19 protein-coding genes are annotated in these 15656 nt (G+C 65.1%); 9 read left to right on the top strand and 10 right to left on the bottom strand.

Features of this window, described 5'->3' with window-relative positions:
- The first annotated feature begins 6 nt into the window (after positions 1 to 6).
- Both FHT02_RS06815 and FHT02_RS06820 read left to right on the top strand, forming a co-directional pair.
- A complete protein-coding gene (locus FHT02_RS06815; RefSeq protein WP_184085845.1) occupies positions 7 to 441 on the top strand; it encodes a peptidoglycan-binding domain-containing protein in 435 nt (144 codons plus the stop codon).
- On the top strand, positions 354 to 809 hold the full coding sequence (locus FHT02_RS06820; RefSeq protein ID WP_184085847.1) for a hypothetical protein: 456 nt from the start codon (positions 354 to 356) through the stop codon (positions 807 to 809). Before FHT02_RS06815 ends, FHT02_RS06820 begins: the two co-directional genes overlap by 88 nt.
- 55 nt (positions 810 to 864) lie before the next feature.
- Here FHT02_RS06820 and FHT02_RS06825 read toward each other — a convergent pair whose 3' ends face one another.
- The 3 genes from FHT02_RS06825 to dnaK form a co-directional block, all read right to left on the bottom strand.
- A complete protein-coding gene (locus FHT02_RS06825; RefSeq protein ID WP_184085849.1) occupies positions 865 to 1386 on the bottom strand; it encodes a hypothetical protein in 522 nt (173 codons plus the stop codon).
- A 148-nt stretch (positions 1387 to 1534) separates the two neighbouring features.
- Entirely contained in the window at positions 1535 to 2656 is a 1122-nt protein-coding gene (dnaJ, locus tag FHT02_RS06830; RefSeq protein WP_184085851.1) for a molecular chaperone DnaJ, read from the bottom strand.
- Between the two features lie 133 nt (positions 2657 to 2789).
- The gene (gene dnaK / locus FHT02_RS06835) at positions 2790 to 4700 is read right to left on the bottom strand and encodes a molecular chaperone DnaK (protein WP_184085853.1); all 1911 of its coding nucleotides are present in this window, start codon (positions 4698 to 4700) and stop codon (positions 2790 to 2792) included.
- A gap of 165 nt (positions 4701 to 4865) precedes the next feature.
- Here dnaK and FHT02_RS06840 point away from each other — a divergent pair, with 165 nt between their 5' ends.
- A complete protein-coding gene (locus FHT02_RS06840; protein WP_184085855.1) occupies positions 4866 to 5303 on the top strand; it encodes a copper chaperone PCu(A)C in 438 nt (145 codons plus the stop codon).
- Positions 5304 to 5309: 6 nt separating this feature from the next.
- Here FHT02_RS06840 and FHT02_RS21495 read toward each other — a convergent pair whose 3' ends face one another.
- The 3 genes from FHT02_RS21495 to FHT02_RS06855 all read right to left on the bottom strand — a co-directional run bounded on the left by FHT02_RS21495 (position 5310) and on the right by FHT02_RS06855 (position 6312).
- Positions 5310 to 5558 (bottom strand): hypothetical protein, encoded by a 249-nt coding sequence (locus FHT02_RS21495; RefSeq protein ID WP_184085857.1) that lies wholly within the window; start codon positions 5556 to 5558, stop codon positions 5310 to 5312.
- Between the two features lie 143 nt (positions 5559 to 5701).
- Positions 5702 to 5857 (bottom strand): hypothetical protein, encoded by a 156-nt coding sequence (locus FHT02_RS06850; RefSeq protein ID WP_184085859.1) that lies wholly within the window; start codon positions 5855 to 5857, stop codon positions 5702 to 5704.
- Between the two features lie 74 nt (positions 5858 to 5931).
- On the bottom strand, positions 5932 to 6312 hold the full coding sequence (locus tag FHT02_RS06855; RefSeq protein WP_184085861.1) for a winged helix-turn-helix transcriptional regulator: 381 nt from the start codon (positions 6310 to 6312) through the stop codon (positions 5932 to 5934).
- 102 nt (positions 6313 to 6414) lie between these two features.
- Between FHT02_RS06855 and FHT02_RS06860 the strand changes: the two genes are divergently transcribed.
- Positions 6415 to 7476: an SDR family oxidoreductase gene (locus tag FHT02_RS06860; RefSeq protein ID WP_184085863.1), complete on the top strand. Its 1062-nt coding sequence runs from the start codon at positions 6415 to 6417 to the stop codon at positions 7474 to 7476.
- A gap of 53 nt (positions 7477 to 7529) precedes the next feature.
- Positions 7530 to 7991, top strand: a complete 462-nt coding sequence (locus FHT02_RS06865; protein WP_184085865.1) for a vgr related protein — start codon at positions 7530 to 7532, stop codon at positions 7989 to 7991.
- A 64-nt stretch (positions 7992 to 8055) separates the two neighbouring features.
- Here FHT02_RS06865 and FHT02_RS21870 read toward each other — a convergent pair whose 3' ends face one another.
- Both FHT02_RS21870 and FHT02_RS06875 read right to left on the bottom strand, forming a co-directional pair.
- A complete protein-coding gene (locus FHT02_RS21870) occupies positions 8056 to 8190 on the bottom strand; it encodes a hypothetical protein (protein ID WP_281393057.1) in 135 nt (44 codons plus the stop codon).
- A gap of 69 nt (positions 8191 to 8259) precedes the next feature.
- Positions 8260 to 8679 carry a cupin domain-containing protein gene (locus FHT02_RS06875; RefSeq protein ID WP_184085869.1) on the bottom strand — a complete coding sequence of 140 codons (420 nt, stop codon included), beginning with the start codon at positions 8677 to 8679 and terminating at the stop codon, positions 8260 to 8262.
- Positions 8680 to 8943: 264 nt separating this feature from the next.
- On the opposite strand from FHT02_RS06875, the gene FHT02_RS06880 reads away from it, so the two are divergent.
- From FHT02_RS06880 to FHT02_RS06895, 4 genes are all read left to right on the top strand, one after another.
- Complete coding sequence (locus FHT02_RS06880) at positions 8944 to 10491, top strand: alginate export family protein (RefSeq protein ID WP_246352233.1); 1548 nt, start codon at positions 8944 to 8946, stop codon at positions 10489 to 10491.
- A gap of 198 nt (positions 10492 to 10689) precedes the next feature.
- Positions 10690 to 11556 carry a CDP-alcohol phosphatidyltransferase family protein gene (locus FHT02_RS06885; RefSeq protein ID WP_184085871.1) on the top strand — a complete coding sequence of 289 codons (867 nt, stop codon included), beginning with the start codon at positions 10690 to 10692 and terminating at the stop codon, positions 11554 to 11556.
- A gap of 7 nt (positions 11557 to 11563) precedes the next feature.
- Positions 11564 to 12655: an inositol-3-phosphate synthase gene (locus tag FHT02_RS06890; protein ID WP_184085873.1), complete on the top strand. Its 1092-nt coding sequence runs from the start codon at positions 11564 to 11566 to the stop codon at positions 12653 to 12655.
- A 1-nt stretch (position 12656) separates the two neighbouring features.
- A complete protein-coding gene (locus FHT02_RS06895) occupies positions 12657 to 13361 on the top strand; it encodes an NTP transferase domain-containing protein (RefSeq protein ID WP_184085875.1) in 705 nt (234 codons plus the stop codon).
- Positions 13362 to 13499: 138 nt separating this feature from the next.
- Here FHT02_RS06895 and FHT02_RS06900 read toward each other — a convergent pair whose 3' ends face one another.
- On the bottom strand, positions 13500 to 14156 hold the full coding sequence (locus FHT02_RS06900) for a hypothetical protein (protein WP_184085877.1): 657 nt from the start codon (positions 14154 to 14156) through the stop codon (positions 13500 to 13502).
- A gap of 773 nt (positions 14157 to 14929) precedes the next feature.
- Complete coding sequence (locus FHT02_RS06905) at positions 14930 to 15628, bottom strand: SDR family NAD(P)-dependent oxidoreductase (RefSeq protein ID WP_184085879.1); 699 nt, start codon at positions 15626 to 15628, stop codon at positions 14930 to 14932.
- Between the last annotated feature and the right edge of the window lie 28 nt (positions 15629 to 15656).

Here is a 15656-nt window from a genome sequence, read left to right on the forward strand (position 1 = left end):
CAGGCTATGGCGATCGGCGCATCGGTCGGGAGGGACGGCGTCAACGAACTGGCCGATGTCCTGGTCGTCCAGCATCTGCTGAACGATTGGCTCAAGACGCACGGCGAAGCGATACTGCAGGCCGATGGCGATGCGGGCGCGCGCACCTTGGCGGCGATCGCGGCGTTCCAACGCCGGGTGCTGCAAAGCGCGCGTCCCGACGGACGCATCGATCCGGACGGCCGCACCTGGGACGCGCTGTCGAGCTGGTCCCCGCCCCCAGCGTTGCGCAGCGGCGCTGCATGGTGGCGCGCCCATCAGGGCAAATACCCCAACAGCGCCTTGCCGATCTGGCTCCGGCATTCCGTGCAAAGGTGGATGCGTTCCTCGCGGCGCTCAAGGAAGCGGGCGCACGGACCGCCATATCCTCGACGCGGCGCGACGCCCGCCGCGCGCAGCTGATGTCGGTCAGTTGGCGCATCGCGCGGGGTGACCTCGCTGCCGAGGCGGCCCCGGCCATCCCGGGCGTTGCGATCGCGTGGCGCCACGCTACCGCCGCCCGCTCCCGCGCGGCGGCACAGGAGATGGTCGACCTGTTCGACATCGCCTACGAGCCCTCACTGGCCTCGCTGCATATCGAGGGTCGCGCTATTGATATGACGATCACCTGGGCCGGCACCCTGCGCATCCGTGACAAAACGGGCGCTCGCCACAGCATCACCACGCCGCGCTCGGGCGACGCCAACCGCGAATTGCACGCGGTGGGTGCCAGCTACGGCGTGATCAAGCTGCTCTCGGACCCACCGCACTGGAGCGACACGGGACGCTGAGCGGCGGTCCGGAACAATCGACAGGCCGGGGCTTGCCGCCCCGGCCTTGTCAGTCTTAGTACGCGGTTGCGCGTGCCTGGGTCGAGTTGTGGCCGCCGTTGCGGTACAGCACTTCGCGAGCGCGCTCGCCGTCGATGCCGGCGCCCTGCACCGTCACGACCACGCCGCCGTCCTTCATGCGGCCGCCATAATAGTCCGCATCTTCATGGCTCACGCCGTGCTTCGTCAGCACTTCGTTGAACGTGCCGGTCAGTGCGCCGATGCCCGCGCCGATCGCCATTGCTTCGGGCAGTGCCGACGCCGCGATGGCGCCAGCAGCAGCCAACGGCCCGACGCCCGGGATGGCGAGCGCTGCGACGCCCAATCCAGCGCCCAGTGCGCCGCCGCCCAGGATGCCGCGCAGCACGTTGCGGTGATGCTCGTCGGTGATTTCACCTTCGCCGGACGTCGCCGTGGTGGTGCCGCCATGATGGGCGATGATCGAAAGGTCGGTGTCCTGCACGCCCAGGGTGCGGAGCTCGGAAACTGCGCGCTCTGCTTCTGCGTGAGAATCGAAAATTGCCGATGCGTGTACCATGGGTGATCCTCTGCTTCGGCCACTCCCCGGTGGCCTGCGGGATCAACAAAGCTTGGGGCGGGTCGTTCGTTCCCCTCCAACCGAACATCACGGGCATGTTCACGGCAAAGCCTGGCGGCGCGGCGCTCAGCCGCACCGCCAGCGATGCTCAGCCCAGAGCGGCCTTCAGCTTGGCAAAGAAACCAGTGGACTCCGGGCACTCGTCCCCGGTCTCGGTGGAGCGGAACTCTTCCAGCAGCTCGCGCTGCCGCGGCGTCAGCTTCGTCGGCATCTCCACGGTCAGCTGAACCACCAGGTCACCGCGCCCGCGGCCTTGGAGCACCGGCATGCCCACGCCGCGCTGGCGCACTTCGCGGCCTGACTGGGTGCCCGGCAGGATCTTCACGACGTGGCTCTCGCCATCAAGGCCCGGCAGCGTGATCTCGCCGCCCAATGCTGCGGTGGTGAAGCTGATCGGCGCGCGCGCATAGAGCGTGGTGCCCTCGCGCTCGAAGATCGCGTGCTTCTTGACGTGGAGGAAGATGTACAGGTCGCCCGCCGGCGCCCCGCGCGCACCCGCCTCGCCTTCGCCGGTCAAGCGGATGCGCGTGCCTTCGTCGACACCGGGCGGCACGTTGATGCTCAGCGTCTTGGTCTTGTCGGTGCGGCCTTCGCCGCGGCAGTCGCGGCACGGATCGGCGATCACCTGGCCTGCCCCGTGGCAGACCGGGCAGGTCCGCTCGACCATGAAGAAGCCCTGCTGCGCGCGCACCTTGCCGTGCCCGGCGCATTGCTGGCAGGTCTTGGCCGCGGTGCCCGGGGTTGCCCCCGATCCCGTGCAGGTGTCGCATATGGCGGACACGTCGACTGTGATTTCCGTGTTCTTGCCATGGAACGCTTCTTCCAGGCTGATGTCCATGTCGTAGCGCAAATCCGCGCCGCGCAGGTTCGCGCGGCCGCCGCCGCCGCCGCGCCCGCCCATGAACTCGCCGAACACGCTTTCAAAGATGTCGCTGAAGCCGCTGAAGTCCTGCGCGCCATGACCGCCGCCACCGCCGCCCTGCTTGAACGCGGCATGGCCGAAGCGGTCATAGGCCGCGCGCTTCTGGGGATCTTTCAGGCAGTCATAGGCCTCGCTGATCGCCTTGAACTTGGCCTCGGAATCGGTGCACCCCTGGTTCTTGTCGGGGTGATATTTCATCGCGAGCTTGCGATAGGACGACTTGATCGTCCCCGCATCCGCGGTGCGCTCGCATTCGAGCAGTTCGTAATAATCGACTTCGGTGGTCATCTAAAAGCCCTCTCCCCGCTCGCGGGAAGAGGGCCACGAGGAGGCGGGCCGCTGACGAAGCGAACCCGTGTGCCCTCCCGCAATCCCCTCCCCGGCCCTCTCCCCACGCGGAGGAGAGGGAGGGAAGTTCGAGTTACGCCTTGTTGTCGTCCACCTCGGAGAATTCGGCGTCGACGACTTCTTCGCCGCCAGCCTCGTTCCCCGCAGCCGCACCCGCATTCGGCGATGCATTCTCGGCCGACTGCTTTTCGTAGATCGCCTGGCCCAGCTTCATCGCCACCTGGGCGAGGTTCTGTGCCTTGGCCTGCATCTCGTCGGCGTCGCCGCCTTCGATCGCAGTCTTGGTCTCGGCGATCGCGGCCTCGATCTCGCCCTTCAGCGAAGCATCGACCTTGTCGCCATTTTCCTGCAGCTGGCGCTCGGTGGTGTGCACCAGGCTTTCTGCGTTGTTCTTGGCTTCGGCTGCGGCGCGGCGCTTCTTGTCCTCTTCGGCAAAGCTCTCGGCGTCGCGGACCATCTGGTCGATGTCGCTGTCCGAAAGACCGCCCGAGGCCTGGATGCGGATCTGCTGCTCCTTGCCGGTGCCCTTGTCCTTGGCCGACACATTGACCAGGCCGTTGGCGTCGATGTCGAAGGTCACTTCGATCTGCGGCACGCCGCGCGGCGCGGGCGGGATGCCGATCAGGTCGAACTGGCCCAGCATCTTGTTGTCGGCCGCCATTTCGCGCTCGCCCTGGAAGACGCGGATGGTCACTGCCTGCTGATTGTCGTCAGCGGTGGAGTAGACCTGCGACTTCTTGGTCGGGATCGTGGTGTTGCGGTCGATCATGCGGGTGAACACGCCACCCAGCGTCTCGATGCCCAGCGACAGCGGAGTCACGTCGAGCAGCAGCACGTCCTTGACGTCGCCCTGGAGCACGCCGGCCTGGATCGCGGCACCGATCGCCACGACTTCGTCGGGGTTCACGCCAGTGTGCGGCTCCTTGCCGAAGAACGACTTCACGATGTCGCGCACTTTGGGCATGCGGGTCATGCCGCCCACCAGCACCACTTCATCGATCGCATCGGCCTTCAGGCCCGCATCGGCCAGTGCCTTGCGGCATGGCTCCAGCGTGCGCTGGATCAGGTCGTCGACCAGACGCTCCAGCTCGGCGCGGCTGATCGACTTCACCAGGTGCTTCGGCCCATTGGCGTCGGCGGTGATGAAGGGCAGATTGACTTCGGTGGTCTGCGCCGAGGAAAGCTCGATCTTGGCCTTTTCGGCGGCTTCCTTCAGCCGCTGAAGCGCCAGCTTGTCCTTGGTGAGGTCAATGCCTTCCGCCTTGCGGAACTCGTCGGCCAGATACTGGACGATCTTGGAGTCGAAGTCCTCGCCGCCCAGGAAGGTGTCGCCGTTGGTCGCCTTCACTTCGAACACGCCGTCGCCGATTTCCAGCACCGAGATGTCGAACGTGCCGCCGCCAAGGTCATAGACCGCGATGGTCTTGTTGCTGTCCTTGTCCAGGCCATAGGCCAGCGCCGCTGCGGTCGGCTCGTTGATGATGCGCAGCACTTCGAGCCCTGCGATCTTGCCGGCGTCCTTGGTCGCCTGGCGCTGGGCGTCGTTGAAATAGGCCGGGACGGTGATAACCGCCTGGCTGACCGTCTCGCCCAGATAGCTCTCGGCGGTTTCCTTCATCTTCTGCAGGATGAAGGCAGAGATCTGCGAGGGGCTGTACTCTTCGCCACCGGCTTTCACCCAGGCGTCGCCGTTCGGGCCGCGCGCGATCGCATAGGGCACCAGCTCGGTGTCCTTCTTGGTCACGGGATCGTCGAAGCGGCGGCCGATCAGGCGCTTCACTGCAAAGATGGTATTGTCGCCGTTCGTCACTGCCTGGCGCTTGGCCGGCTGGCCGATCAGCCGCTCGCCGTCCTTGGCGAAGGCGACGATCGACGGGGTAGTGCGCGCACCCTCCGCATTCTCGATAACCTTGGGCTTGCCGCCCTCCATCACAGCTACGCAGCTGTTGGTCGTCCCCAGATCAATACCGATTACTTTAGCCATGGTCCCTCAGTGGCCCCCAGTTCAAAAAGATTAAGCGCGATGGCTCTCCGCAGCCCTTTATTAGGCACTGCGGGGAACCGTTTCCGGGCAGGGATATAGGTGGCCCTGCGCTTGCCGCAAGAAGGACAAGATTCTACGACGCTTCCCGAATTGGGAGGACGGCGGATGCGAGGGATTTCAGGGATTGTTGCGGGGGCGCTGCTCGTATCCGCCTGTCACCAGCAGCCCGCGGAGCCGACGATCGAAAAGGCGTGGGCACGCCTCCCCGCGGTCTCCGGAAACCCGGGCGCGGCCTATTTCACGCTGAAGGGCGGATCCCAGCAGGACAAGCTGGTCGCCATCGCCTCCTCCGCCACCAGCCGGGCCGAGCTGCACGAGACGATGCACCACGGCCAGATGAGTGCCATGCAGCCGCTGCGCGACGTCGCAGTCGACGTCGACAAGAAAGTCGACTTCGCGCCCGGCGGCAGGCACGTCATGCTGTTCGGCCTGTCGCCAAGCCTCAAGCCGGGCCACCGCATCCCGCTGGTGCTGACGCTCGCCAGCGGCAAGAAGCTCGAAACCCAGGCCCAGCTCGTCGGCGCCGGCGACCCCCAGCCTTAATCGTTCTCAGTCGAACCGGTTGTGCGACGGCGGGTCGCTTGCCGGAAAAGACTCGTCCACGCCTTCATCGACTTCATCCCACACGTCGTCGTCGTCATGGTCGCGCATATGTTCGGGTCCCGCATCGCGCGTCTGATCGAAGCCGCCCTTCACACCGGCCGGCTGCGCAAAGGCCGCAGGAATCACTTCTTCCTCGTCTTCCACCCGCCGCAGGTAGCGCCCCAGCAGGAATGCGCCGCCCGCCACCGCGGCCACGCCGATCCACGCGCCGCTGCCGATTCTGCGTCTGCGATCATTCCCCGACATCCTATGCTCCACCTTCTTGGTTCTTCATGACCTGAACGTATCTGCGGCGCGGCGGCTGCATGCCGGCTGCATTTTGTGCGTCGCGCTGCGGCTTATTTGGTCTGCTCGATTGCCGTCGTCTGGCCGCTCTCATGCTTTCGAGTGGCGAAGAACAGCACCAGCACCGCCACGATGAAGGCAATCAGGATGTACGTGGCGAGTGCCGTCGCCGGTTTCTTTGAAGAAAGCTGCTTGTCAGGTTTGGGCATGATGGCTCCGGAACGTCGGGGGCTGCGAAAACGCGCCAGAACCGCTTTCGGTGCGGCCGCGCCCGATCAAATGTTCAGGTCCGGCGCGCGGTCGGACGGCTGCCGAGCTGGTCGAGCGCATCGGCATTATCGCGCGCCCAAGCGTAAAGCATCTCCACCGGCTCGACGAGGCGCATGCCAAGCGCGCTCAGTCGATACTCGACCGCCGGGGGAACCGCGCTTTGCACATGGCGGGTGAGGAGGCCGACCTCCTCCATTTCGCGCAGCGTCTGGGTGAGCATTTTCTTGGAGATGCCCGGCAGGCTGCGATGCAGCACACCGGTTCGCGCTGTGCCGCCGTGGCGGGCATGCAGCGTGTGCAGCACCATGCTGGTCCATTTGGTCGCGAACAGCGCCAGCACGCGCCGTGGCGCACAATCCTCCCGCCATTCCTCGTCGGCCGAGCCCGGCTGCATCGCTGGGTACCTCCTGGTGCCTAGGTTCCTGTTTGGTGCCGTCTAGAAGCCTTCCCTCGCATTGCCTAGCTTTTCGCCATCAATGGATATGGGATGAAGAACATGGCGAAGACTGCATTGGTCGTCGGGGCGAGTGGCATCGTCGGCAGCGCGACGGCGACATTGCTGATCGAACAGGGGTGGGGTGTCCACGGCCTCGCGCGCCGCCCGGCCGCCCAGAACGGCGTGCAGCCGGTAGCCGCCGACCTGCAGAATGCCGCTGCCACAGCGCAGGCGTTACAGGGCATCCACCCCGATGCGGTGTTCATCACCACCTGGCTGCGCCAGGATAGTGAGGCAGAGAATATCCGCGTCAACGCCGCCATGGTGCGCAATTTGCTTGATAGCCTGCCCAAGCCAACCGGGAGGCGCCACGTCGCGCTGGTGACCGGCCTCAAACACTATCTCGGGCCGTTCGAAGCTTACGGTAAAGGCGTGCTGCCCCAGACTCCGTTCCGCGAGGAGCAGGGCCGGCTCGACGTCGAGAATTTCTATTATGCCCAGGAGGACGAAGTATTCGCCGCGGCGGCACGCGACGGCTTCACCTGGAGCGTCCATCGCCCGCACACTGTGATCGGTAAGGCCGTGGGCAACGCCATGAATATGGGTACGACGCTCGCGGCTTATGCGACGCTGTGCCGGGAGACCGGGCGCCCCTTCACCTTTCCCGGCTCCGCGGCGCAGTGGAGCGGACTCACCGACATGACCGATGCTCGCCAGCTCGCCCGCCAGCTCCTTTGGGCGGCCGAAACCGAAGCGGCGCACAACGAGGACTTCAACATCGTCAATGGCGACGTCTTCCGCTGGCAGTGGATGTGGAGCCGCATCGCCAACTGGTTCGGGATCAAGCCCGCGCCCTTTGACGGTACCGTTCGCCCGCTCGAGCAGCAGATGGCGAACGATGCCGATCTATGGCGGCGGATCGCCGAACGCGAGGGTTTGGCAGAGGCCGATCTCAGCCGGCTGGCCTCAGCCTGGCATACCGACGCCGATCTTGGCCGGCCGCTGGAAGTGGTGACCGACATGTCCAAGAGCCGCCGCCTGGGGTTCACCGGCTACCAGCCGACCGACGACGCGTTCTTCCAGCTGTTCGAGCGGCTGCGCGCCGATCGCTTGATCCCCTGAGCATCGGGACCGACGGCGGTGACAAACCCATCGCCGTCGGCCATGACACCGCGATGTCCGCATCGCGCCCGCTCACCCCCGGGGAGACCCGCCTCGCCGCATCGGTCCTTGGTGAGGCCGTCGATTATGCCAGAGCGCGCGTGGCAAACACCAAATGGGCATTCTTTCAACCGCGCAACACCACCATGGCGCCCCGCGGCACGATCCACTTTCACCCGAAAAGCGGTATGTATCATGAGGATTTCAGCCTTGCGCCGCTTGGGGTGCAGGGGCTGTTCGTCCATGAGATGGTGCATATATGGCAGCATCAGCAGGGCATCTTCCTGCCGCTGAAGCGCCATCCATTCTGCCGTTACACCTATGCGATGAAGCCAGGCCAAGCCTTCGCCCGCTATGGGCTGGAGCAGCAGGCGGAGATCGTTCGCCACGCCTTCCTGCTGCGTCACCGCGCGGTCATCCCCGGCGCACCGCCGCTTGCGCAATATGAGACCCTGCTACCCTTCAGGCCCGCCTGATCGTTATCGGCGCAGCAACGCCCGCCCGGCCGCTAGGCCGAACGGGGCGCTGCATCTTCATCCGTTACTTATGCCCGCCGCCGCCCGCATTCTGCTTTGACGCTGTTCGGCTGTTGTCGGCATCCTTCTCGTGCTGCTTTTCGCTGCCACCTTGCGTTTCGCGGCCGCTCTTGCCGTCATGATCACCTTTTTCAGCCATGTCGCTCTCCTGCACTCGTGATGCGGGAAGAACCGGGGGAAGCGGCGACCCGTTCCGGCAAACCGTCGCTTACTCAGACCCGACCAGCTTCTTCGCCTTGTCCACCATCTTGTGGATCACGCCTTCCTCGGCAGCCTCGGCCTTTTCCTTGGTCTTGAAGGCTACGCCAGCGGGCTCGGCAGGCGGCGCATAGATGGAGAACAGCTTGAGCGGCTCGCTGCCCTTGTTGATGATATTGTGCTTGGCACCTTTGGGGATCACGATCAGCCGGTTGGCCACCACCTTGGTGCGGCTGCCGTCGACCACGGCCTGGCCCTCGCCCGAGACGAAGAACGTCGTCTGATCGGCGGGATGCGTTTCTTCGCCGATCTCTTCGCCTGGTTGAAGATGCATCAGCACGATCTGGATATTGTCGTCGAGATACACTTCCTTCTGGAAGAAGTTGTTCTTGCCCGCGGCTTCCAGCAGGTCCTTGTTGAATACGGCCATGTCGCGCTTGCTCCCATCCTAGGCGCTTCCAGAACCGGTGCCGTTGGTCACGGTTCCATCGCCCGCTGTTGGCGCGGGTTTATCGCCCGCCGTTGCCGGTGCTTCCGTAGAACTACGCAGCAGGCACGCATTCCGGCCAAGCAGCACGCGCTCCCTCTATAATGGGCACAGATCCGCAACAGGCGGACGAACTCGGGGCGTCGGGGGCAATCCTCAAAGACCTTTCAAGGTCGCCAGGGGCGCTCCCCTGAATTGGAACTCGGCATGCGTTTTCTTCTCTCCACCGCGCTGACTGCCCCGATGCTTCTTTGTGCCATGACTGCGTCGGCAGCGGAGGTCCGCAAGGACGGCGACGTGGCCAAGGAAGGCGAAGCCGCCAAGGAAGGCGACAAGGCCGCGCAGAACTTCCCGGAAAGCGCCGCCGCCAAGCCTGCCGTGCGCACGCCCTTTGCCTACCCGACCGAAGCGGCCGGCGAAGGCACCACCACCGAAGGCTTCAACGCGCACCGCTGGGTCGAGGATTGGCGCAGCTACAAGGATCCCGCCAAGCGCGACGACATCTTCGATCGCCTGAAGTACCTGCCGCTCGCCGCCGACGGGGATGTGTACCTCACGCTCAGCGGCGAGGTCCGAGCCCGTTTCAATCACGTGACCAATCCCGGCCTGACGCGCGGTCCTGCCCAGGACCAGGAGCTGCTGCGCCTTGTCGGCGGCGCCGACCTCCACATCGGCAAGCATTTCCGCCTGTTCGGCGAGCTCGCCAGCGGTCAGATCACCGGCGAAAATATCGGCGTGCCGGCAAACAACCTGCACAACGACCTGTTCGCGCAGCAATATTTCGCCGAAGCCACAGCCGATATCGGCCCTGCGGCGGTCGGCGTGCGCTATGGCCGCCAGGAATTTGCCGACGGCGCGGCGCAGCTGGTATCGCAGCGCGACAACAACAGCCTCGCCTTCGTGCTGAACGGCATTCGCGGCTGGGCCCGCACGTCCAACCTTCGCGCCGACGTCTTCGACCTCAAGTTCACGACGCTGGGCTCTCACGGCCTGCGCGACGACAAGATCGATGACGGCCACCGCTTCTCAGGCGTCACGTTCGGCTATGCCCTGCCCAAGACGCTGTTCGGCAAGTCCAAGCTCTACTTCGATCCCTTCATCTGGCGCTTCCGCAGCAGCGGCCAGCGCTGGGGCGTCACCACCGCAACCGAAGTGCGAAATTATCTGGGCGCGCGGCTCTGGGGCAGCGCCGGCGACTACACGATCGACTGGACCGTGACGCATCAGACCGGCGAGTTCGGCACGCGCAATATCGACGCGACTCAGATCTTCATGGGCCAGAACGTGCTGCTGTCGAAATCGGCACTCAAGCCGCGGCTGGGCTTCCACTTCGATTATGGCACCGGCGACAACAGCCAGGGCACCGGCACGCTCGGTACCGCGGCAGCGCCGTTCGGCAACACGATCTACTTTGCCTATACCACTGCGATCGGGCCGACCAATCTCCGGATGATCGCCCCCACCTTTGCCTTTTCACCGACCAAGACCATCAAGGTCTCGACCGAGTATAGCTGGGCGATGCGCGACAATTTGTCGGAGCCGGTCTATCGCGGCAACGCCACGGCCTATGCCCGCACCGCCAATGTCGAGGGCCGCGACGTCGCCCAGCTCGCCCGCCTTCAGGTCGTGTGGACGCCCACCCGCCGCTTGTCCTTCACCGGCCGCTACGAGCATATGTTCACCGGCGAAGTGTTCGAGCGCGCCGGCTATACCGACTATGACTATCTCGCGCTCTGGACGAACTGGCGCTTCTAAGCTCGCAAGGGCCCTCCCCGCACGGGAGGGCCTTACAGCGTCAACGCCGCCTTGCGCCCGACCGCGCCGGCATCGCCAAACGCGGGACTGCCAGGAAGTTGCCACCGCGTAACGAACACGAACCGCTATGCGCCGGCGTTCGTCGGGCACCGCAAATGACTTGCTGAGTGGCCGTCGCGCGCTGTAGGTGACAGTCCGATGACAGTTCCTCCGCCGGACCGGTCAAGGGATCGCCGGATCGAGGATCCGACCAATCTCTGGATCATTCATCCCGCAGGGCGTGCGCTCCTGCCGGGGTTCCTGGCGCGCGGGATTTCGGCAAACGCGGTGTCGTTCGGCGGACTCGCGCTGGGCACTTGCGCCGCGCTCGCCTACAGCCAATGGCATGCCTGGCCGTTCGCGCTGCTCGGGCTGCTGTTTTCGGTCGGCTGGCTGATCGCCGACGGGCTTGACGGGATGATCGCCCGCGCCACCGGCACCGCCAGCCCACTCGGCCGCGCGCTCGACGGGCTGTGCGACCACGGCGTGTTCGCGCTGATCTACACCGTGCTGGCGATCTCGGTCGGCGCGGTCGAGGGCTGGGTACTCGCCTGGGCCGCCGGCGCCGCCCACGCGGTGCAGTCCAACCTCTACGAAAGCGAACGCGCCCGCTTCCACCGCCGGTGCAAGGGCATCGCGCTCGCCCCGCCCCCGGCGCCCAGCCGCAACCCGCTAGTCCGCCTCTACGACTCCGCGGCCGGCATGCTGGACCGCTTCGCTTATCCCTTTGACGACGCCCTGCGGCGCCAGAGCGACTCGGCCCGTCTCGCCGGCGCCTATGGCGCGCAGGCCACCGCGCCGATGCGGCTGCTGAGCCTGCTCACCGCCAATGTCCGCGTCGTCGCGATCTTCCTCGCCTGCCTCGCCGGCAATCCGCGGCTGTTCTGGTGGTTTGAGCTGGCACCGCTGACCGCAGTCCTCGTCATCGGCCTCATCTGGCACCGCGTCGTGGAGGCTCGGCTCATCCGCAGCCTCGCCGCCGTGCCGCCCATGAATTCTGACCAATCACCCACGCAAAGGACGTGAAGTAGTAATGTCGAGCATCAACATCGCCGTAGTCGGCATCGGCAATTGCGCCAGTTCCCTCGTTCAGGGCCTTTCTTACTATCGCGAAGGCGCGAACGACACGGTCGGCCTGATGCACTGGGAGCTGGGCGGCTACCGCCCCAGCGACATCCAGGTCGTCGCCGCGTGGGACGTGGACAAGCGCAAGGTCGGCAAGGACGTCGCCGAGGCGATCTTCGCCAAGCCGAACAACACCGCCATCTTCTGCTCTGCGATCGAGCCGACCGGCGCCACCGTCCGCATGGGCAAGATCCTCGACGGCGTCGCCGAGCACATGTCGGAATATAATGACGACCGCACCTTCGTCGTTGCGCAGGAAAAGGAGCCGACCAAGGAAGAGGTCGTCGCCCTGCTGCGTGAGACCAAGACCGACGTGCTGATGAACTATCTGCCGGTCGGCTCGCAGGCGGCGTCCGAATTCTACGCCGAATGCGCGCTCGAAGCCGGGGTCGCCTTCGTCAACAACATCCCCGTGTTCATCGCCAGCAACCCTGAATGGGCACAGCGCTTCGTTGATGCCGGCGTGCCGATCATCGGCGATGACATCAAGGCCCAGCTCGGCGCGACCATCGTTCACCGCGTGCTGACCGATCTGTTCGCCAAGCGCGGCGTGAAGCTGGAGCGCACCTACCAGCTCAACACCGGCGGCAACACCGACTTCCTCAACATGTCGAACCACCGCCGCCTGGCGTCCAAGAAGATCTCGAAGACCGAGGCCGTTCAGTCGGTCGCGGCCGAGCGCCTGGATGACGAGAACGTCCATATCGGCCCGTCCGATTATGTGCCGTGGCAGAACGACAACAAGGTGTGCTTCCTGCGCATGGAAGGCTCGATGTTCGGCGGCGTGCCGATGAACCTCGAACTGCGTCTCTCGGTTGAGGACAGCCCGAACTCCGCCGGCGTCGCGATCGACATGATCCGCTGCGCCAAGCTTGCCAAGGATCGCGGGCTTGCCGGCCCGATCGACGCCGCCTCGGCCTATTTCTGCAAGCACCCGCGCACACAGATGACCGACGATCTCGCCCAGCTCGCGGTCGAAGACTTCATCGCCGCCGCATAAGGTGATCGACACCGCGATCCTGCTCGCGGCGGGGGAAGGCAGCCGCCTTCGCTCCGCCGCGCCGTTCAAGCCTTTGTGCCGGGTCGGCGGGCACACTCTGCTCGCCCACGCCCTGTACGGACTGGCGCAAGCGGGGCTCACGCGAGCAGTGATCGTGCTGGGCTATGGCGCCTCGGAGATCGAGGCGCACCTGGCCGCCCGCCAATGGCCGCTCGTGGTGGAGACGGTGCGCACCGACCACCGCCTGCCCAATGGCAGCTCGGTGCTCGCCGCCGCGCCGCGCGTGCCCGGCGAAGCGCTGCTGGCGATGTGCGACCACCTCGTCGATCCGAGCCTGTACCGCCGCATGGCGCAGGTCGGCGCGGGCGGCGGCACCCGCCTGGGCATAGACCGCCGCATCGGCAGCGACTGGGTCGACCTCGACGACGTCACCCGCGTGCAGTCCGATGGCGAGCGCATCGTCGCGATCGGCAAGGGGCTGGAGCCCTATGACTGCTTCGACACCGGCGTCTTCGCCACCGGCCCGGCGCTCTTCGCCGCGCTGCGCCAGCTCGAAGCCCCCTCGCTGACCGAAGGCATGCGCATCCTCGCCGCCACGGGCCAGGCCTACCTCACCGACTGCAGCGACCTCGACTGGATCGACGTCGACGACCAATGGGCGCTGGATAAGGCCGAGCGCTGGCGGAGCATAAGCGCACGCGCCTGATCCGCGCGGCGTCTCGGTAGCCAGTTTGTTCAGACGCAGACCCAGGCTTAGCGGCCACGCGATGCACGACAGACCGGCGTTGAGTGGAGATCCTCCCTCGCGCATGAGGCCCGCCAGAATATTCCTGGCCGATCTACCTCAAACCTTCGCCCGCACGACGCACTTCTGCAGCTTAACTTGCAACATTTCTACTTCGTTCGACGTCTTCGCCTGGCGGAACTCGTCGGTCCCTGGCGTGAGCGTCTTGTTGCCGCCGCCTGGCGCCTTACCCGCATCTATGGCCCTCTTTTCGTCCTTCGCGTCTTCTTCCTGCCCGCTCAATTTCTCAAATTCGGCGGCGATGCCTGCCGAGTCGAAACTGCCGATATTGCTCAGCCGCTGTGCCAGGACACGTTCAATCGAGAACAAAGCGGTGGAAACAATCTCATAGTGGATGCGCGGCAGGTCGAAGCTGCTGCGAAGCGCGGCGAGTTGCTGTTGTGCCGCTTCCTTCTGGTCCTGCGCCGACACCAAGTCCTGCCTAGCCTTGTTCAGCCCGGCCTGAAGATTGGCCTTGTTCGGCGCCGCCCGGCCGCTGCCGAGGCGCTGCCCCAGCAATACGGACAGGCCGTTCCTTTGAGCAGGCGACACTTCCTGCTGCTGCTGAACACGCGACAAGGCCTCCGTGAGCCGCGAAACCTCCCCCTGCACCTGGATCAGCGAGCTCGTGGCTTTCTGCACGTCGTTTTCAGCCGTCTGAATCTCCGCTGGAGTCGCGCGGAGGCCAGCTGTGGTGTCGAACGAGTCGAACCCCACGGCGCCGGCCTTGACGCACAGCACCGCGTCCAGCGCGGTATCAACTACAGCCGCTTTTTCCTTCGGCGCTTAATAGCTGTTTGCGCGTCCATAGACCGCAGCTCCGGTGGCGGCGACCAGCGCGCCGTTTGCGTTAAGCCCCAGCGCCGGTCCGACGCCAGCCGCTACGAGGGCCAACATCGATGGAACTTCGAAAACTTGCCTCCCGTCGGCGGCTTCATGAGAGGCGCATCGGTACGCGCGTATATAGTTGTTTATCAGATCTATGGACCCATAAAGATCCTTGTTTATCTCATCGTCTGTACCACGATCTATCTGGTTGCAGCTAAACATCCGTCCAGCGGTGATTTTCCGATCGACCTGTACTTCTGGCGGTGCGAAACTGGCCGTAGCGCATCCTGACACTGTCGCTGTCACCAACAAGGACATCACAATGCTCCGGATGTGCAGAGCAGACTTAACCCCATTCATCGTGAATTTCCTCCCCCAAGGAGGTGGGATGCTATCATGCAATAACAAACGTTGCACCTCGTTACTTTCTCAACGCATAATTCCGCTCAGGGACGAACGGCCAGTCTCCGCGCGCTTGTAACCGTGAACTCCGACAGCACCTCAAGCATGCGGAACTCTCAAGCAGATCGGGAGCAACTCTATGGCACGTCCCGCCTTTTCGTCAGCGGGTGCGCGACGATAGGCGAGGTCACGTCGACGGGTAAGCGGTGGCTTTGGCACATTCTGATCGAAATCGGGTCGTCACAGCAGCAACGCCCTTCCTAAAACCCCACTTCCTTCCCCTCAAAATCAAACAGCTTCCCGCTATCCCGCGCCCGCAGTTCCTCGATCACGTCGAGCAGCTGCATCGCCGCGCGGTCGGGGGTGAACAGCCACCCCGGCTGGACATTGCCCTGGAACGGCTTCGACAAGGCCGTGTCCACCGTGCCCGGGTGCAGCGTCACGACGATGGAACTGCTGTTGCGCCGCCGTTCCTCGATCGCCAGCGTGCGGACCAGCATGTTGAGCGCCGCCTTGGACGCGCGATAGCCATGCCAGCCGCCCATCACATTGTCGCTGATCGACCCCACCCGTGCCGACAGCGCCGCAAACACCGTGCGCCCGCTCTTGGGCATCAGCGGCAGGAAATGCTTCGCCACCAGCGCCGGGCCGATCGCGTTGACGGCATGGACCTGCGCCAGCCAGGCCGGGTCCAGATCGCGCATCGCCTTTTCCGGCTCGCTGCCACCGGCGTGCAGCACCCCCGTCGCGACGATCACCAGCCCCGGCGCCGGCCCCTTGGCGACCTGCGCCGCCGCCGCGGCGATGCTCGCCTCGTCCGTCAGGTCGAGATGCTGTGCCCCACTGCGCGACCGGGCAAAGCCGTGCACCGCGGCGAAAACGCCTTCTTCCACCAATGCCGTTTCGAGTGCGCCGCCGATGCCGCCGGAAGCGCCGATGATGACTGCTGAGCTATCCATCCCGCGCGCATACGCGGCTATCGCCCTT

The sequence above is a fragment of the Sphingomonas xinjiangensis genome (assembly GCF_014199255.1).
Lineage (GTDB): Bacteria > Pseudomonadota > Alphaproteobacteria > Sphingomonadales > Sphingomonadaceae > Sphingomonas > Sphingomonas xinjiangensis.